Origin of the sequence: Roseivivax halodurans JCM 10272 (genome assembly GCF_000521785.1) — a bacterium.
Classification (GTDB): Bacteria; Pseudomonadota; Alphaproteobacteria; order Rhodobacterales; family Rhodobacteraceae; genus Roseivivax; species Roseivivax halodurans.
This window is the reverse complement of the sequence record NZ_JALZ01000049.1, coordinates 1-18,391: the sequence shown is the minus strand read 5'-3', so window position 1 is coordinate 18,391 and position 18,391 is coordinate 1. Positions and strand designations below refer to the sequence as shown.

Annotated in this window: 17 protein-coding genes and 1 pseudogene; 8 read left to right on the top strand and 10 right to left on the bottom strand. The window is 63.5% G+C overall.

Translation table 11 applies throughout. The features are described from left to right. Positions 1-276: transposase (locus OCH239_RS19600; protein ID WP_037266673.1), on the bottom strand; the 276-nt coding region annotated here is incomplete at its 3' end. Between the two features lie 66 nt (positions 277-342). Here OCH239_RS19600 and OCH239_RS23650 point away from each other — a divergent pair. After that, positions 343-543, top strand: a pseudogene (locus OCH239_RS23650) (IS110 family transposase); the annotation flags it as partial. Positions 544-860: 317 nt separating this feature from the next. On the opposite strand, the gene OCH239_RS19595 reads toward OCH239_RS23650, so the two are convergent. From OCH239_RS19595 to OCH239_RS19575, 5 genes are all read right to left on the bottom strand, one after another. Further along, complete coding sequence (locus tag OCH239_RS19595; protein ID WP_037266671.1) at positions 861-2,255, bottom strand: MATE family efflux transporter; 1,395 nt, start codon at positions 2,253-2,255, stop codon at positions 861-863. A 299-nt stretch (positions 2,256-2,554) separates the two neighbouring features. Then, positions 2,555-2,959, bottom strand: coding sequence for a nuclear transport factor 2 family protein (locus tag OCH239_RS19590; RefSeq protein ID WP_037266669.1), 405 nt, complete (start codon positions 2,957-2,959; stop codon positions 2,555-2,557). 85 nt (positions 2,960-3,044) lie between these two features. Beyond that, on the bottom strand, positions 3,045-3,680 hold the full coding sequence (locus OCH239_RS19585) for a cysteine hydrolase family protein (protein WP_037266664.1): 636 nt from the start codon (positions 3,678-3,680) through the stop codon (positions 3,045-3,047). A gap of 163 nt (positions 3,681-3,843) precedes the next feature. Continuing rightward, the gene (locus OCH239_RS19580; protein WP_037266660.1) at positions 3,844-6,087 is read right to left on the bottom strand and encodes a xanthine dehydrogenase family protein molybdopterin-binding subunit; all 2,244 of its coding nucleotides are present in this window, start codon (positions 6,085-6,087) and stop codon (positions 3,844-3,846) included. Between the two features lie 3 nt (positions 6,088-6,090). Beyond that, entirely contained in the window at positions 6,091-6,549 is a 459-nt protein-coding gene (locus OCH239_RS19575; protein WP_037266657.1) for a (2Fe-2S)-binding protein, read from the bottom strand. Between the two features lie 186 nt (positions 6,550-6,735). On the opposite strand from OCH239_RS19575, the gene OCH239_RS19570 reads away from it, so the two are divergent. Beyond that, positions 6,736-7,761, top strand: coding sequence for a helix-turn-helix domain-containing protein (locus tag OCH239_RS19570; protein ID WP_051489640.1), 1,026 nt, complete (start codon positions 6,736-6,738; stop codon positions 7,759-7,761). A gap of 24 nt (positions 7,762-7,785) precedes the next feature. Here OCH239_RS19570 and OCH239_RS19565 read toward each other — a convergent pair whose 3' ends face one another. From OCH239_RS19565 to OCH239_RS19550, 4 genes are read right to left on the bottom strand one after another with little or no spacing between them, the layout of a single operon-like run. Next, positions 7,786-8,220 carry a hypothetical protein gene (locus tag OCH239_RS19565; protein WP_037266654.1) on the bottom strand — a complete coding sequence of 145 codons (435 nt, stop codon included), beginning with the start codon at positions 8,218-8,220 and terminating at the stop codon, positions 7,786-7,788. Then, positions 8,217-8,699 carry a hypothetical protein gene (locus OCH239_RS19560; protein ID WP_157577974.1) on the bottom strand — a complete coding sequence of 161 codons (483 nt, stop codon included), beginning with the start codon at positions 8,697-8,699 and terminating at the stop codon, positions 8,217-8,219. The genes OCH239_RS19565 and OCH239_RS19560 overlap by 4 nt, the downstream gene beginning before the upstream one ends. A gap of 35 nt (positions 8,700-8,734) precedes the next feature. Then, entirely contained in the window at positions 8,735-9,265 is a 531-nt protein-coding gene (locus tag OCH239_RS19555; protein ID WP_037266649.1) for a hypothetical protein, read from the bottom strand. 21 nt (positions 9,266-9,286) lie between these two features. Beyond that, positions 9,287-10,036, bottom strand: coding sequence for an SDR family oxidoreductase (locus tag OCH239_RS19550; RefSeq protein WP_051489639.1), 750 nt, complete (start codon positions 10,034-10,036; stop codon positions 9,287-9,289). A 176-nt stretch (positions 10,037-10,212) separates the two neighbouring features. On the opposite strand from OCH239_RS19550, the gene OCH239_RS23960 reads away from it, so the two are divergent. The 6 genes from OCH239_RS23960 to OCH239_RS19520 form a co-directional block, all read left to right on the top strand. Further along, on the top strand, positions 10,213-11,346 hold the full coding sequence (locus OCH239_RS23960; RefSeq protein WP_425280309.1) for an AraC family transcriptional regulator ligand-binding domain-containing protein: 1,134 nt from the start codon (positions 10,213-10,215) through the stop codon (positions 11,344-11,346). Positions 11,347-11,648: 302 nt separating this feature from the next. Continuing rightward, the gene (locus tag OCH239_RS19540) at positions 11,649-12,662 is read left to right on the top strand and encodes a substrate-binding domain-containing protein (RefSeq protein ID WP_051489638.1); all 1,014 of its coding nucleotides are present in this window, start codon (positions 11,649-11,651) and stop codon (positions 12,660-12,662) included. 88 nt (positions 12,663-12,750) lie between these two features. Next, positions 12,751-14,139, top strand: a complete 1,389-nt coding sequence (pstC, locus tag OCH239_RS19535) for a phosphate ABC transporter permease subunit PstC (protein WP_037266647.1) — start codon at positions 12,751-12,753, stop codon at positions 14,137-14,139. After that, positions 14,132-15,442: a phosphate ABC transporter permease PstA gene (gene pstA, locus OCH239_RS19530; protein ID WP_037266645.1), complete on the top strand. Its 1,311-nt coding sequence runs from the start codon at positions 14,132-14,134 to the stop codon at positions 15,440-15,442. The genes pstC and pstA overlap by 8 nt, the downstream gene beginning before the upstream one ends. Positions 15,443-15,614: 172 nt before the next feature. Further along, complete coding sequence (pstB, locus tag OCH239_RS19525) at positions 15,615-16,361, top strand: phosphate ABC transporter ATP-binding protein PstB (RefSeq protein ID WP_051489641.1); 747 nt, start codon at positions 15,615-15,617, stop codon at positions 16,359-16,361. A 966-nt stretch (positions 16,362-17,327) separates the two neighbouring features. Continuing rightward, the coding region (locus OCH239_RS19520; protein ID WP_051489637.1) for a CHAD domain-containing protein at positions 17,328-18,391 on the top strand (1,064 nt) is incomplete at its 3' end.

The following is an 18,391-nucleotide window of genomic DNA, read 5'->3' as shown; positions in this document are numbered from 1 at the left end:
TTCAACGAAACCGGTCGTCTGCCGGAGCGCCAAGCCGAAGAGGACCTTCATCGTCAGGCACGTCTGGATCGCGTTCGTCGGGGAAACGGTCCCCCGGACCGTTTCCCAATCCTCCTCACCGCTATATAGCCGCTGCCGGCCTTGCTTGCCTGTGGGCCGCGGCACCCAGACCATGTCCGGATCGAACCAGATCGTCAGGGAGCCACGCTGCTTCAGCGCTTCGTTGTAGGCCGGCCAGTTCTTGGTCTTGTAGTTCGGCGGGAGAGGTCTGCTCATGGCGCCCCAGCTACCACTCTGGATTCACGAGATGAATCCTACATCCGCCTTTGCGCAACAAAGCCCCTGCGCCAGCTCATCGTGGTCGGAATGACATCCCGCGTGCGGCAGGTAGCGAACCATCCCGAGCGCGCCGACCCCTGGCTGACGAAGCTGTTGCAAAGAAAGCCAGCCCGCGTTGCGACCGTCGCCATGGCGAACAAGACGGCGCGGATCATGTGGGCAGTCCTGACCAGGAACGAGCCCTACAAGCCGCACGCCGCTTAAGCCGGCACGCGCCCACGAGATAGCAAGACCGACGATGTGATGGTGTACCCTTCAGCCGCACCGATCAGGACACTCCGCCGAATGTCCCGGGCACCATTGCCCGCAAAGCAGATAGGAACCTGATCTGCGGATCCCATCAGGGCCAGCGGTGTGAACTGCGCAAACAGGCCGGACACAAGACCGCTTCTGAAAAGGTACACGCAGTCTCATTTACGCCTTGCTATGCGGGAGCCATCCACACAGGACATTCGATTCCTTGGCGGAACGCTATTTGCCCATGCGAAAGATATCTATTTATCTGACTGCGACCAGGTTCGTCAGCGTCGGCGGTGCATCAGGCTCATGAGTCTCGCTTGACGGTCGAAAGGTCCTTCCAGTGCGGGCGCTCCGACCTCCCAGTCCAGCATCCGCCGGACCATCAACGCAGCGATGCCGGCAAATATCACGCCGCCGACCGCCTGCCCGATCAGCACCCCCGCCGCGCCGAACATCGCGCCGCCCGCCAGTACGAAGGGCACCGTGCCCAGCGTGTGCCGTCCCCAGTTGATCCAGGTGGAGCGGAACGGATGACCCATGTTGTTGAACGCCGCATTTGCAACGAAGATCACCCCATTGAAAAAAAACGTCATCGCCAGCGGGCCGCAGAAGAGCACGATCAGGTCGCGTGTCACCCCTTCGGCGTCGAACAGTGCGATGATCGGGCCGCGCAGGGCAAAGAGGATCGCGGTCATGGCCAATGTGAAGATCCCGCAGAAGAGCAGGCCGTCGCGCCAGGCCCGCCGCACCCGGTCCATCCGCCCTGCGCCGAAGTTCTGCCCGATCACCGGACCGATGGCGCCGGACAGCGCGAAGATCACGCCGAAGGCCATCGGCGTCATCCGGCTCACGATGGCCATGCCCGCTACGGCCGCCTCGCCGAAGCTCGCCATGGCTCGGGTCACGACCGCCTGTCCCAGGGGCGTGGCCAGCTGGGTCAGGATTGCCGGGGCGGCGATGGTCACGATGGGCGGCAGGGCCACGGACAGCTCCGGGATACCGGGCCGCACCAGCCCGCCGTGGTGGCGGAAGATCGGGATCAGCGCCGTGCCCGCGATGACGAGCCGCGCCGCCACGCTGGCCAGCGCCGCTCCGGTCAGATCGAGCCCCAGTCCGAAGATCAGGATCGGGTCGAGTACCGCATTGACCAGTGCCCCCCAGATCGTCGCCATCATCGCGCGGCGCGCATCGCCATGGGCCCGCAGGATCGCCCCGCCCACCATGCCGACGATCAGGAAGGGCAGGCTCGGCACGATGATCTGCAAGTAGAGCACCGCGAGCTCCAGCGTCTCGCCCGAGGCCCCCATCAGCGACGCCAGTGCCTCGAGGTTCAGCCAGACCGCCGCTGCGAAGACCGTCCCGAATACCACACCCCAGACAAGTGCCGCCGCCGCCTGCGCGCGGGCGAGGTCCGCGTCGCGCTGTCCCAGTGCTCGGGCCACCAAAGCGCCCGCGGCGATGGCCATGCCGATGCCGAAGGATGTGGTGAAGAACAGGATCGCGCCCGCGTAGCCCACCGCCGCCGCCAGTTCCGCGTTGCCCAGCATCGCGATGAAGACCATGTCAACGAAGTCGACCGCGAAGACCGCCATCAGCCCCACTGACGAGGTCAGCGCCATCACAGTGATGTGGCGGAAGAGGTTGCCCTCGAGAAAAACGGCGCGCGCTTCGGGCATGTGGCCTCCGGATTGGGATCTGATCGAACCGCCGCACTTTACGGCTGAGGGCCGAGCCTCCAGCTCCGGCGCTTGGGTCGTTCGCCGTTATCGTATCCAAATATCTGGGACTTGAGGTCAGATCACGAGGAAAGCGAATGGCAGGGCCGTCCGCGCCGGTCGGGGCCATGTTCTCGACGCCAAGCGACACGAATGTGAACATCGCGGTGTCGATGGGGAAGGCGCTGACCAGGCGACGCCATCAGGGCAAAACAGGCGCAGCCCGTTTCGCAATGAGCCTCGTGGCGCGTGAGCGAGGGTCAACGGCCGGCCTCTCCTCCGCGCCTCATCATGGTCGACATGGGTCGGATCATGACGACAAGCTCCGTCACCTTGCCCGCGGAATCGAAGCTGATGATGTCGATGCCGGTGAAGGCCGCACCGCCGACGCTGCCGCGAAACTCCAGCACATGGCCCGCGTCACCCACGAACTCCCTCGCATATCCGAAGGTCCCGAAGAGGTCGAACGATTGCCGCAAGCTGGCGACCAAGGCGTCCTTGCCATGTAGCGGCATCGCTTCGGCGGGGGTGTGGTAGGTCACGTCGTCCGCCAGGAGCTCCGGCAGCCCGTCCCAGTCACGGCGAATGAAGATCCGTCGCCATTCGTCAAGGACGGCTTCCCCTTGAGGATCGTAGCCCCCTCCGTCCGCGTCCGGGTCGGTCATGAAACTCTCCCGACGTCCCGAAACTGTGCGATGAGTGGATGGGACGGTCCCATGATCGCGCGCAATCGGCCGCTCCGCGCCGAGGTCATGCGGCCCTCTCGGTGCCGAGAGACCCGACCACCTCGGCCGTGGTGAGGATCGCGTGGGCATAGGTCGGGCCGTTGATCTCGTGCGCGGCGTGCAACGCGTCGGGGGAAAAGGCCGCGGTGGCATCGCGAACGAGGGTCACATGATAGCCAAGCTCGGCCGCATAACGTGCGGAGGCTTCGGTGCAGGTGTTGGCGATCGCGCCGATGAAGATGACATGGGTGATGCCGCGTTGGCGCAGCTGCACATCGAGGTCGGTATTGGCGAAGCTGGATGCGCCCCAGTGTTCCTTGACGACGATGTCGCCGTGGTCGGGGCCGAAGCCCTCGTAGAAGTCTCCGCCCCTGCTTCCCTCGGCAAACATTTGGTGTTCGTGGGCCGCTGCCTGAAACGGCGTCAGGTGGGCCCATCCCTCGAAGTCGCCGGCGCGATGGCGGTGATGGGGCAGGATGAATATCGGATGCCCGGCCGCACGCGCCGCCGCACGGAGCCTGGCCAGATTGGCATGAAGATCTACCGCTCTGGAGACCTCGCTGAGCGCGGGCCACATCTTGCCGTCCTCGGCCAGGAAATCGTTATAGGGATCAACGCAAAGAAGAGCGGTGCTGCCGCCGGGATAATCAGTATGTGCCACGGGTTGGTCCTTTCGGTGGAGTGTCGTGAAACCGGCGTTCCCGGTCCTTGTCGTGAAATCGCGTGCGTCCGGCGCGGGGTTTTCCGGTGCTGCGACATTGTCCGGGCACGGGCGGTCCCGGCATGAGACTGGCCGCGGACGTCAGGGACAGCCGCGGCATGTCTCACGCGAAATCAACCGACCGGTTGAACGGCATCTCGCGCAGCCGCTGGCCGGTCGCGGCAAAGATCGCGTCTGCAAGGGCCGGGGCCGCCGGTGCGGTCGCGGGTTCTCCGAGACCGCGAACCTTTTCAGCTTGCCCCAGAAGTCGCGTGTGGAACCTCGGTGTCTGGCGCAGGCGCATCCCCTCGAAAGCGTCGAAGTTGGTCTGCTGCACGGCGTGGTTCTCGTAGGTCAGCTCGCAGTTCATCGCGTGGCCAAGCCCGTAGACGGCGGCCCCGGTCAGCTGCGCCTCGGCGTTTGTCGGGTCGAAGACGGTGCCGCAATCGGCAGCGATCCAGACGTCGTCGATGCGGATACCCCGCTCGGTCAGCGTCACGTCGATGACCTCGGCTACAGGCACGCCATGCGTGTACGCGAAGGCGATGCCCCGTCCGCGCCCCGGCCCGATGTCGGCGCCCGTCCAGTTCGACATCTCGCCCACGGCCTCGAGGACGCGGCGCGAGTCGGCATGGTCGATCAGGCGCAGCCGCTCTTCGAGCGGGTCCGTCCCTGCTGCGTGGATCAGCTCGGACAGGAAGCTTTCGTGGAAAAAGCTGTTGGAACAGGCTCCGGGCGAGCGCCACGAACCGACCGGCACGAGCGGAGGCGCGGCATAGCCCGTCACGCGATAGTTCGGGATGGCATAGGGCTGGTCGAAGGCGCCCCAGACCAGCATCGCGTCCGGTCCCGGCGGCACGATGAAGACGCGCCCGAACCAGGAGGCCACCAGCGACGGGCTGATCGAGTCGAGATCACAGGCCAGCACGCGCCCGTCCGCGACCGCCCCCCGACCGCGCGCCATGTGCAGGGGCCGCGGGAAATCGTGGGTCATGTCCTCTTCGCGGCTCCAGGTCGTCTTGATGGGCGTGCCTGGCATGGAGGCGGCGATCTGGATCGCCTGCACGACGTAGTCGTGGTCGAGCCTGCGGCCGAAACTGCCTCCCGCCGGCAGGGCATGGAGGATCACATTGGCCGCATCGATGCCTGTAACATCGGCGGCGGCATCCCGCACCACGTGTGGCACCTGCGTCGCGGTCCAGATCGTTACCGCATCGTCTTCGACCAGCACCGTGGCGTTCAGCGGCTCGAGTGCGGCATGTGCGAGGAATGGTGAACGGTATTCCGCCTCGATGACTGTGGCCCCCTCGAGCGCGTCCTCGACATCACCATCGTCGCGCAGTCGGCTGTTCTGGAACTCGTCCGTGCGCGCGTCGGCCAGCGCCTGCCACATCTCGGCGCTGCTCGCGGGGTAGTCGGGGGGGAGCCAGTCGACGTCCAGCGCCGCTGCGGCCTGAAACGCGAACCAAGTGTTCTCGGCGATGACGGCGAGGCCTTCGTTCACCTCGACGACCGACCGGACACCCTGCATTAGCAGGGCGGCGTCGGCAGAGTAGCCCGCCATACCGCCACCGCGCCCCGGGTTGGCGCGGACGGTGGCGTAGAGCATGCTGGGCAGGGCCACGTCGATCCCGTAGTCCTGCGTGCCTGTCGACTTCGCCATGATGTCGAGCCGCTGATAGGTTTTGCCAAGCCTCCTCCATTCCGACGCTGGGCGCAGGGCCACGTCGGTCACCGGCTCGATCGCCGCCGCCTCGCCGGCAAGCTCGGTGTAGGGGATGCGCATGCCGTCCGGCAGAACGACCTGCCCGTCATCGGTCCGCAGTTCGGCTCTCGGCACGCCGGTACGTGCCGCGGCTGCGACCTTGAGGGTCTCGCGCGCGGTGGCGCCTGCCTGCCGCAATGTCTCGTGCAGGTCCGCGGTCGAGGACGACCCTCCGGTGAACTGCGACCCGGAAAGCCGCGCGACGTTCATCATCAGATCGCGCACCGTCTCCGCGACGAACCCGTCGTCCCATCCCGGAAACGACAGACCGTCGGCCGCGACGGTGCCGTTGAAATAGGCGCGGTGCGGCTGCCCCGGATCGAGCGTGGCCGTGGCCGGGTCGATGTCCAGTTCCTCGGCGATCAGCATGGCCTGGGTGGAGGCGATCCCCTGTCCCACATCGGCGCGCGGCACGATCAACGTGATCCCGTCCGGCGTGATCTTGACGAACGGGGTCAGCGCAGCTTCGCCCTCTGCCAGACTGTCCAGCAGGGGATTGGCTGTCGGTCGCGACACGAAATAGGCCCCGAAGGCCACCCCGCCGAGGATGGCTGCGGATCCTACAAGGAAGGGTCGGCGAGCAATGGTTCCGACGCGTCCCACGGCTCAAGCCTCCCGCAGCGCGCTGGCGGCGGCATGGACGGCGGCGCGGATGCGCGGATAGGTCCCGCAGCGACACAGGTTGCCGGACATCGCAGAGTCGATATCGTCATCCGTCGGCTCGGGGTTGCGGGCCAGAAGGTCGGCAGCCTGCATGATCTGGCCGGACTGGCAGTAACCGCACTGTGCCACCTGTTGGTCGATCCAGGCCGCCTGAATGACGTGCAGGGCGTCAGGAGTGCCGAGCCCCTCGATCGTGGTGATCTCGCCCCAGACTTCGGCCAGCGGCACCTGGCACGACCGCACCGCCTCACCATCGATATGGACCGTGCAGGCGCCGCATTGTGCGATCCCGCAGCCATACTTCACGCTCGTGATGTCCAGACCGTCCCGAAGCGCCCAGAGCAGGGGCATGTCATCTGGCAGATCCACCGTGCGCGAAGTGCCGTTTATCGTGAGGTCCATGGCGGTCTCCAGCCGGGCTGAGAGGGACGCGTGGCGCGTCGTTGAGCTCAGCTTAAGCCGGCCATCAAAAGGCAGCGATATGCAGATACGGTCAGGGACAAGCAAATCCGGTCAGGGACCGACCTGCATCTGGCGACGATCCGCGGCACGTGGCATGCAAGCCCGGACAGTTCAAAGACCGAGGCCATGAATACAGAACCGACCTATTCACTTTTCATGGCAACCGACGTGGCCTGCCGCATCCTCGGCGTCGATCCGGTCCTGATGCTCGAAACCGCGGGGCTCGGTGAGCTGCCCTATGGGCGGACCGAGCTGCGCGTGACGGCGCAGCAGTATTTCGACTGCTGGAATACGATGGAGGTGCTGTCGCCGCGCCCCGATTATGTACCCCATCTCGGTATCGCGATCTCGCGCGGGCCGGTGATCCCGGTCTTTTTCACGCTGTCCTGCGCGCCGGATATGGAAACCGGGCTGATGCGTCTGGCGCAGTTCAAGACACTGCTCGGCCCGACGCTCATGCGGGTGTTCTGGGAGGGCGAACTGCTCACATTGGAATTCGACAGCGCCGATGCCCGTGTGCCCATGCCGCCGAGCCTTGGCGCCCTGCAACTCGTTGTCGCGCTCGAGAACATTCGCGGCGCGGCCGCCCACCATATTTGCCCGGTTGCCGCGGGCTTCGACGGATCGCAGGAGGAACGGCGCATGATCGCCGGTCATCTTGGGATCATGCCGGAGCATTCGCACGCCGCCTTTGTAGCGTTTTCGCCCGACGATGCGAAACGAAGGTTCATTTCCGAAAACCCCGCGCTCTGGTCCGACATCGAGGCCGACCTCAGGCTTCAATTGGCCGCCCAGAACGACCGCTGGCCCATCGCGGACCGGGTGCGCGGAGCCTTGGTCGACCTGATGCCCGCCGGGCGCACGGGCGCAGAGGATGTGGCCTTTGCGCTCGGGATCAGTCGAAGCACTTTGCAGCGGCGACTGCGCGACGCAGGGACATCATATCAGGGACTTCTGGACGCCACGCGGCGCGACATGGCGATCCGGTATCTGACGAAGACCAATCTGCGGGCCGACGAGATCGCGAGCGTTCTCGCCTACCGCGACGCCAACAGCTTCTCGAGAAGCTTCAGAAGGTGGACGGGGCAAGCGCCATCGTCTTTTCGTCAGACCCTGTCCCATTCGCAGTTTCAGGACCCGGAGAGCAAGTAGGTCACGGTTTATCGTGGCGAGTGATCAAGCGGGACCCGCTGATCTCGCAACCGCTCCTCTGAAGTCCGCGATCACATCTCGGCGGAACAGCAGCCCGAGGGTCAAGAGCTGGGCAACCATGAATAGGCCGATCCCCAGGTAGACGGCTGTGGCCGAAGCCATTTCGGCCGGCATGGGGCTGATCGCCTGCGTGATCAGGCCTTGCGAGTAATCGAACGCGCCCACGGCGTTGTAGGAGACCAGCGCTCCCCACATTGCCACGCTCCGCCGGGTCCAGAACAGGTAGAGCATGACCGGCACGGCAAATCCGATGATCGTGTCGCTCAGCCAAGGACCGAACCATCCATCGGGCGCGGAGCCACCGAAAATCTGTACTTCGGGCAAGAACAGTATTGTCTGCGCTCGAAAGATCGTGACACCCATCAAGAGAGTGATGGCCCATTTGATCGCCGGCGTCATGTCGCGGACCTTTCGGAATTTTCGAAGACTGCCAGCAGCGCGAAGACCGGAACGGCCAAAGCGATCGCCACCCGGACGACATGCAGCCCAAGCCAGGTCGCCCGAACGCTCGATGCCTCGGAGGCTGTATAAATATCCCATATCAACAGGATATTTTGTGGGATGAAATAGCCCAGTGTGAACAAAGTATTGGCGACATAAAGCCAGACCGCCCACATCCAAAGCCGACGCGGCGGGCGGTTCTGCCAATCGAGCCGAACCGAAAGCACCAGGCCGACCAGTGTGATCAGGTTGAGCGGGACAATCGTGAGGGCAAAGTTCAGGAACTCGTCCCAGAAGCCTGCCCTCCAGACGAGAGGATCGGTCCCGAGCCATCGGATGCCGTAGGAGACGAGAATGAGCAGGCCCCCACCCGCAAAGGCCGCGGATGCGATGACGGCCACGACATTGACTCTCTTGCGATAAGTGTTGGGCGTCATTGTCGGCAACCTGCTTTGACGTGGACCAAATCGTTTCAGCGCGTGGGTACGGCGGCCATAGCCCGCAGCGCGTAGATGGGGATGGCAAGCGTGATCAGGACGCGGGGGATATGACCCATAAGCCAGAGCGTGCGTATTGCGGCGGCATTCTCATCCGTCACCGGACCTACGAGGGCGATCGCCTTATAGAACTCCAGGACATCCGCAACAGGCGATCCGATCGCAGCAGCAAGGCGCACGTTGAGCGGCATGTGGTAGAGGATCGTGATCGACGAGAGCCCCAGATAGAGCCAAAGCGCGATCACCCAGTTCCTCCGCGCCGAGGCCACGGTCCAGTCCAGCCGGGCAGACAGGATCAGGCCGACCAGCATGGCCAGGAACAGCGGCATGATCGTGTAAAGGAAATTGCTGAATTGCGGAAAGAATTGCGCGACAAAGTCTGCCGGAGGCAGGCTCAGCCAATAAACCCCCATCGACGCCCCGATGAACAGGTTCGCGCCGAAGAACCCGGCTGAGGTGATGATCGTCAGCGCATAGACACGGCTGCGGTAGGGCTCGGGAGTCATTGGTGGGCCTCGACCATGGGGTCAGTGAAACTCGGTCTTGGCGAATTGCTGGAACAGAAAGGCGGGTGCGATCCGGCTCAAGAGCTTGATCTGCCGGGACTGTCCCACCAGCATCTCGGTCCGGTCTCGGCGCAAACCTTCGAGGATGTTGCGTACCAGATCGGCGGGCTTCATTTTCTTGAAATTGTCGGACTTCAGAACCGATGTCATGTCGGTATCGACGACGGGCGGCAGTGCTTCGAATACGGTTATGCCGTGGGGCTTGAGTTGATGGCGCAGTGTTTGCGCGCAGTGATGGATTAGCGCCTTGGTCCCCGAATAGACGGGCGTTCCCGGCAACGCGACGAAGGCGCCGCCCGATCCGATGAACAGAACCCCCGGCTGCACGCTCATATTCAAGAGCGGCAGTGCTCGCCGCGTCAGGGTCAGCGGTGCGGTGGCATTGATCGCGATCTCGCTCTCGATCTTGTGCAGCGCGTCGGGATCTGTCGCGAAGTCGTAGGGCAGGAATATGCCTGCATTGTTGATCAGAAGATCGAGCCGGCCATGTTGCTCCTGGATGCCCGACAGGATCCGGTCCTGATCGTCAGCGCTGGTCACATCCCCCGCGATGGCCTGCGCCCCGGTCACCCGCGCGGCCTCGGCAAGCTTGCAAGCGTCCCGCCCGCAGATGATGACGGTATTGCCGAGCGTCGCGAGTTGCCGGGTCAATTCGAGCCCGATACCCGAGCCACCACCGGTCACGAGAATGATCTTCGATTTCAAGTCCAAGGCGATCTCTCCCAGCACAGGTGTCATGGTCAGGTTAGGCCTTAGGCACGGTGCCCATCCATCGCTTGGAACATGCAGATCGGCTCATTGACGTGCAGATCGTCTCATGTCTGTTGCGAGTGGAACGGGATGCGTTTCTGGTTAAGCGGATTGCTCTCGCACGAAAGGGCATCCGAATGCAGGATCCGGAAAGATCCCTTCTCTACACATCAGCCGTCCTGTCCGGCCCGATCTGCGGGATGCTCGGCGTCGGTTGGGGCCCGGTTATGACTCGTGCAGGCATCGTCGCGACCGAGCGCAATGACCGAGCCTTTCTTGTCTCCGCCGAAGAATACCTGGCGCTCTGGGCCGCGATGATGGACCTGTCGAGGCAACAGGACGTCTCGAAGCTTTTGGGATTGCGGATGGCGAGCGGTCCCGCGATCCCGGTTCTCTTCGCGCTGTCCACGGCTCCCGATTTCGAGACCGGCATCAGCCGTATGTCCAAGTTCAAGAGCCTGTTCGGGCCAATGCGGTTCGTCGTGTCCCAAACGTCGTCGGAGTTCAGCGTTCGTGTTGCCCCGGATCGTCCCGACATGTCGTTGCCCGGATCCTTCAGCAGCCCACAGGTCATCTATCTTCACGCGCAGGCAAATGCGCTTGCGCGGCAGGCGATCCGGCCTTTGCAGGTCTTCCTGCCTCTCCCGCAGGGCGAACGCGAACGGCTGACGGACGTTTTCGGACAGGTTCCGGATGAAGGGGACGCAACGCTGACTTACACCCGTGCAGACGCGCGCATTCCCTTCATCTCCGACAATCCCGAGCTTTGGGTGGCCACCGAAGCTGATCTTCATGCACAGTCAAGGATCCAGTCCAAGGGTCTTCCCCTGTCGGAACGGGTCCGCGCGACGATACTGGAGGCATTCTCGGTCACCGATCCGACGATCGCCCATGTCTGCGGGCGTCTGAGACTGAGCCGGAGCACCCTTATGCGGCGTCTGGCAAACGAGGGGGGTAACTTTCCAGTCTCTGCTGGACGAAACAAGGAAAGAGCTGGCAATTCGCTATCTGGTCAAGAGCGACCTGAACAACCAACAGATCGCGTATCTCGTCGGTTATCGGGATCCGAACGCGTTTCAGCGCGCCTTCCGAAAGTGGACAGGAACGAGCCCCCAGGCCTTGAGGGCGGATCGCTTTTAGATGCGGGTGGGAACCGCGATCGTGACGTGCTCTCTGCATATCCGCAGACGTTCTGGCTCAGCGACGGCGGGGAATGTCGGCAATGCAGGCTGCAGCCTCAGTATTCAGTAGCCGCGCTCAAGGTCTCTTAAGTCACAGCAGACACCCGTGCTTCGATCTCGGCCTGGGTGGTCCGGCGGAAATTACCGGGTGCGTCGTTTTTCTTTCTCACCATTTTTTTTGGTGCGTGTGACAGTTTATGACAGTTACTTTCCGTATTTATTAAAACTGTTTTTGCCCAATCGGCCTAAATTTACTGTATCTGGCCAACTCCGAGCGACACGAAATCTTCACACTTATCACGGGAACGGCCCTTCCAACTCCGCTCTTCGGCAAGTGTCTGCGCAACGAAGCGGACCCCGAAACCTGCTCGGACCTCAAAGGGAGTTTCCCGATGAAGATGACGACCCTCACTGCCGTTGCTCTGGTGATCCCGGCCGCGGCATTTGCACAATCGCGCGAGAACATCCGCGTCGTCGGTTCTTCGACCGTCTACCCGTTCACCACCGCGGTGGCCGAGAACTTTGCCCGCGAAAGTGATTTCCCACCCCCGGTCGTCGAATCCACCGGCACCGGCGGCGGTTTCCAGATCTTCTGCGAAGGCATCGGTGCGGGAACGCCCGATATCAACGACGCCTCGCGCGCCATGGCCTCGTCCGAGGAAGAGATGTGCGCCGGGAACGGTGTCGAGAGCGTGACCGAGATCCAGATCGGCAATGACGGCATCGTGCTTGCCATGGATGGTGGCCAGGAGCAGTTTTCGGTGACGCCCGCCGAGCTCTTCCAGGCGCTGGCCGCGGAAACCGTCCAGGACGGCGAGATCGTCGACAATCCTTATCAGAATTGGTCCGACATCAATTCCGATTTCCCCGAGCAGGAAATTGTGGTCTTCGGCCCGCCCACGACGTCGGGCACCCGCGACGCCTTTGTCGAGCTGGCGATGGAAACCGGCTGCGAGGAATTCGAGGCAGTGACCTCGCTCGAGGAAGAGCGCATGAGTGAGGTCTGCACCTCGATGCGTTCCGACGGCGGCTTTGTCGAGGCCGGCGAGAACGACAACGTCATCGTGCAGCGTCTGAGCTCGCAGCCGGGCTCGGTCGGCATCTTCGGCTACAGCTATTACGACCAGAACACGTCGTCCCTCACCGCTCTGTCGGTGAACGACGCCCAGCCGACCGCCGAGAACATCGCGGCCGAGGATTATCCGCTGTCGCGCCCGCTCTTCATCTACGTCAAGGACCAGCACGTGGGTGTCATTCCGGGTCTCGCGGAGTTCCTCGAGTACTACACTTCCGACGCGGCCTGGGGGCCCGACGGCTTCCTCGTCGAGCAGGGCCTCATCCCGATGGCCGAGGAGCGCCGCTCGGAGGTGAGCGAGACCGTCGCCGCGCTTGGCTCCTCGAACTGATCTCCTGAAGTTCCATCCCCCCGCATCGGGAAGGACCGGCCCGCATCAATCGGGCCGGTCCGCACAACAAGATCGGGAGAGTGCCGCGATGGCCCTTCAACTGACCACGCTCGCCCTGTTCCTCATCGCGATCACCGGCTTTGTGATGACGCGCCGGCGAGCGCTTGCGCAAGGCGACGGAACGCGCAGGAACCTGCATTCCCAGCCAAAATATCACGGGTATTTTGTCTTCCTGGCGACGCTCCTGCCGGGCCTCGTCTTTCTCGGCATCTTCCTTCTGTTCAAGACGCCGGTTGTGAACTGGCTGACGATGAACCAGCTGCCCGCCGAGTTGCGAAACCAGGGTTCGGGCGCGCTGTCTCTTCTTTTTTCGCGGATCGAACAGCATGCCGCGGGTGGGCAGACCTTCGGTGAGCTTCCCGAAGGCGCGCAGGGGGCCGCCGACTTCCTCGCCATGGCTCGGCGCGCCGCCACCTGGGCTATCATCCCTTTTGCCCTCTTTCCCGCCGCCCTCGGCTTCTGGTTTGCCCAGAGCCGGGTTCAGCCGACATTCCGTGCGCGCAATGCCACCGAGAAGATCGTCCGCGGCCTGATGATCGTCTGCGCGACGCTCGCCGTGCTCACGACCTTCGGCATCGTCATGTCGGTTCTCTTCGAGGCCATCCGCTTCTTCCGCATGGAGCCGATCTCGGAATTTCTCTTCAGTCTCGAATGGAACCCCGGCACCGCAATTCGCGAGGGCCAGGCCGCCGGCGCCGATCAGGGCAGCTTCGGCATCGCGCCGCTGTTCCTCGGCACACTCCTCATCGCGACCATCGCCATGGCGACCGCCGTGCCGCTTGGACTTCTCTCCGCGATCTATCTTGCGGAACTTGCCAAGCCGCGGGTGCGCAAGATCCTGAAACCGATGCTCGAGGTGCTGGCCGGCATCCCGACGGTGGTCTACGGCGTCTTCGCCGCGCTGACCGTGAGCCCGTTCATCATCAATCTCGGCACCTCGATGGGGTTCGACGTCGGCGCCAAGGTTGCGCTTGCCGCGGGGATCGTCATGGGTTTCATGCTGATCCCGTTCATCTCCTCGCTGTCGGACGACGCCATCACCGCGGTGCCCGACAAGCTGCGCAACGGCGCCTATTCCATGGGGGCGACCCATGGCGAAACCATCACCCGCGTGGTTCTGCCCGCCGCACTGCCTGGCCTTGTCGGCGCCGTGCTCCTCGCAGTCAGCCGCGCCATCGGCGAGACGATGATTGTGCTCCTGGCCGCGGGCCTGCGCGCGAACCTCACCTTCAACCCGCTCGACACCACAACGACCGTGACGGTGCAGATCGCGAACCTGCTTACGGGTGATCAGCGCTTCGACAGTGCCAAGACGCTCTCGGCCTTCGCCCTTGGTCTTGTCCTCTTCCTCGTCACCCTCGCGCTCAATGTCGGCGCTCTGAAGTTCCAGCAGAGGTATCAGGAAAAGTATGACTGACGCGACCGCTCAAGGCTCCGCCCCCGGCGGCCGCCGCATCGACAGCGATGCGTTCCGCAGCCGTCTCGCCACGCGCCGCCGCAAGGGCGCGATCCTGAAATATTCCGGGCTGATCGCGATCTGCATCGCGCTTGCGATCCTCGGCACGCTGCTCTTCTCGATTGTCAGCCAGGGCTGGCAGGGCTTCCTGCGCACCAACGTCGAACTCGAGATCACCTACAACGAGGAGATCATCGGCGGCGATGCCGAAGACATTCCTTCGGGCGCATTCCAGGAGATCGCGCGCAACGGTCTGCAGAAGGCGCTCGGCTTGCCGCCGGAGGCCGAGGATTACGATCCGTCGGATCTCAACGCTCTCATCTCCTCGGGTGTGCGCTACGATCTGCAGCAGGCCGTCAGGGACGAGCCCGAACTCATTGGCCGCACCGCGCAGCTCTCCGTGCCCGTGTCCTCGACCATGGACATGGCCTACAAGGGCAAGCTGAACCTCGATGTCGACGAAGGCCGCCGCCAGCTCAGCAATCAGCAGCTCGAGTGGTTCAACCAGCTGCAGGATGACGGCCGGCTGCACTCGGAGTTCTACTGGGGTCTCTTCAGCAATTCCGACAGCCGCTCGCCTGAGCTTGCCGGCCTCTGGGCCGGCATCGTCGGCTCCTTTGTGATGATCGGCATCGTCGCGGCCTTCGCCTTCCCGATTGCCGTTGCCGCGGCGGTCTATCTCGAGGAATTTGCGCCCAAGAACCGCTGGACCGAGCTTGTGGAGGTCAACATCAACAACCTCGCTGCGGTGCCATCGATCATCTTCGGTCTGCTTGGCCTTGCGGTCTTTCTCAACACGCTTGGCTTTCCGCGATCTTCGCCGCTGGCGGGGGGCGCGGTGCTGGTGCTGATGACACTTCCGATCATCATTATCGCGGCGCGCTCGGCTTTGCGCTCGGTGCCGCCCTCCTACCGGGATGGCGCGCTGATGCTCGGCGCCTCGCGGAACCAGGCGGTGATGAAGACGGTGCTGCCGACAGCACTTCCCGGCATGCTCACCGGCACGATTATCGGCCTCGCCCAGGCCTTGGGAGAGACCGCGCCACTCCTGCTGATCGGCATGCAGGCCTTTGTCGCCGCACCGCCCGAGGGGATCAACGACACCGCAACCGCCATTCCGGTGCAGATCTACCTCTGGGCCAATGCGCCCGAGCGCGGTTTCGCCGAAAAGACCCAAGCGGCGATCATGGTTCTGCTGATGTTCCTCCTGATCATGAACGCCACCGCCATCATCCTGCGCAACCGCTTCCAGAAGCGCGCCTGAAGGAGCCCTTCCGATGACCGACACCACAACCGAGATGGACGGAAACGTCGCCGAACTGCGCAACACCGTCCGCGACCCCAAGGGTCAGGGTGATCCCAAGAGCTACCGCATCAGCAAGGACGGCGAGACCACCCGGCACGAAGACGCCGCTTGGGCCGACAAGGATCTCAAGATGTACACCCGGGATGTGCATGTCCATTACGGCGACAACCATGCCATCAAAGGTGTCAGCGTCGACGTCCGTCCCAACGAAGTTCTTGCACTGATGGGCCCGTCGGGCTGCGGCAAGTCCACCTTCCTGCGCTGCCTCAACCGGATGAACGATCCCGTGCCAAACGCCAGGATCGACGGCACCATCGCGCTCGAGGGCGAGAACATCTACGACAAGGATTACGACGTCGTCATGGTGCGCCTGCGCATCGGCATGGTGGCGCAGGCGCCGAACCCGTTCCCCAAGTCGATCTATGAAAACATCGCGTTTGGCCCGCGCCTTCACGGTCTGACCGATGGCAAGGAGGAACTCGACGAGGTGGTCGAGAACTCCCTTCGCCGCGCCGGTCTCTGGGAGGAGGTGAAAGACCAGCTTCACCAGCCCGGCACCAACCTCTCGGGCGGACAGCAGCAACGTCTTTGCATCGCACGCGCCATCGCCAACGAGCCCGAAGTGATCCTGATGGACGAGCCGTGCTCCTCTCTTGACCCGGTCTCCACCAACACGATCGAAGAGCTGATCATGGAGCTGAAGAAGAGCTTCACCGTGGTCATCGTCACCCATGACATGCAGCAGGCCGAGCGGGTCAGCGACCGCGTCGCCTATTTTCACCTCGGGGACCTCGTGGAGGTCGGCCCGACCAACGCGGTGATCCGTGACGCGCAGGATCAGCGCACGAAGGAATATGTCTCGGGACATATTGGCTGATCTTGGCTTCTCGGCCGCGTCGCCCATAACTTGGCAGTAGGGTTGGAGCTTCGTGAACAACCGTCCACAGATTCTGGGGGCATGTCTGTGGATCGTTGCTCCGTTTGGATAGAGACTCGAACGGTTTCAATGGCTTGAGAAGACTGCCCGTTTAGCAGGCGACAAGCAGATACCCGATGTCGCTGAAGCTGAAGTCAAGGCAGTATGCGCAGGTTACGGTTACGTCACTTCAGGGATAAGCCGTGTGCGCCAGCAAGTGAGTGCTGCGTGTCGGTATCTCTGTGCGCGATAAAAGCCGAATCGAGTCGTTGCATGTCGATCCATGATGATTGTTTCAGCCGCATGGAGCAGAGACCCGTCTCGGAGAATTACCTCGCAAGCATGCTCAATGACGCCGATCTTTTCGATGGTCTTGGTCTCGTGTTCGACAATCGGATTGGCTATGCGCATCTCGGGCAGTCTGTAGGTGGAAGAGCAGTCGGGATTTTGGGGCGTGAAGCGGAGCAATCGCGAGTTGCCATGGGTGAAGCATGCTACCCCCCATGGTGATTTCGATGCCAGATTTTCCCTACGCGCGTTCGCACGACTGTGCCAATGTAACTGTGAAATGACAAAGCGGAGTGAAATCTGGTGGGACCTGAGCTGATAGCGGAAACGGACGACGACGGTCGCGTGGTCTGGGTCTGGATCATGGAGCCCGGGACGCGGCGTCCCCATCCGATCCGCGATCTCGTGGCGGGTCGGCAAATGTTGAACGAAACAAACTGCCACGGCGCGAGCTTCGCCGCCGTAGAGCAATGGTTCGATGCACGTGAACAGGCAGGGGCGGCGCAACGTCACTGCTGACACCACGCTTTCGAAGTACCTTGCCACTTGATTGCACGTATCGGCCCGTGCCACTTGCACGGTCTTGCGGTCAGTGCGGCCGTCCCTCCACGCTCAAGGACCCATGATCAAAGCCCCTCGATGACCTCTTATTTCTCTCTCTGGATCGCCGGCGACCCACGCCCGGCGCTCGACAGCACCCGCCTCGGCAAGGACCGGCTGGTGCCGCGGCAGGAGCCCTCCGACACCCCGGCCGTTCTCCACGACACGTTCGACGGACAGCTTGCCGCAGCCGGCCGTCTGCTCCTTTCGGAAGGCGACAATCTGATCCTGCTCGGCGGCGAAGAGACCCTCCGCCAGGCCGGACCCGCGCCGGGCTTTGTCGCCGACATGGAGCCCGGAGCGGTGCGCGACGCGCTTTCTGCGATGGTCTCGCCGCTGCGGCGGTTGAGCCTGCTCGGCGAGGCCACGCTGGTGCGCCAGAAGCTGGCCCTGCTCGACGATCTCGACAAGACGCAAGTGCGCTGCGATCTCGTGGTCCTCAATGCTGACAAGGGACGCGCGGCGGCGTTTCTGAGCGCCACGGCACTGCGCGGCTACGACAAGGCCCTTGATCGGCTGTCGAAAAGCCTCGCGGCCCGGGACGATATCAGCCGGATCGACGCGCGCGGGGCGATTGCAACGCTGTTCCCGGGTGCTGAGGGCCGGGACTTGAAGCCCGACATTGCAATGACGCCCCAAACCACCGCCTTCCGCGCTGCGACCGATATCATCGAGGCGCATCTCGACCTTGCGCGAGCGCACGAGGCGGGCGCCATCGCGGATATCGACAGCGAGTTCCTGCACCAGTACCGCGTGGCGCTGCGCAAGGTCCGCTCGGTGATCTCGCTCTTCAAGGGCGTCTATTCGCCCGAGGAGACCGAGGATCTCAAGGCACGGTTCGGCGCGCTGATGGCCGAGACCGGCCCGCTGCGCGACCTTGATGTCTATCTGATCGCACGCGAGAGCTATCTCGATCTGGTGCCCGAGCCCCTGCGCCCGGGCCTCGGGCTGCTCTTCGAGGACATCGCGGCTGAGCGGGAACGGGCCCAGGCGGAGCTCGCGCGGCATCTCGGAAGCGATGCCTATGAGCGCGAGATGCGCCGCCTGCAGAAACGCATCGCCAAGGGCGCCAGGAAGCTCGCCAAGGGCCCGGAAGCCGACCG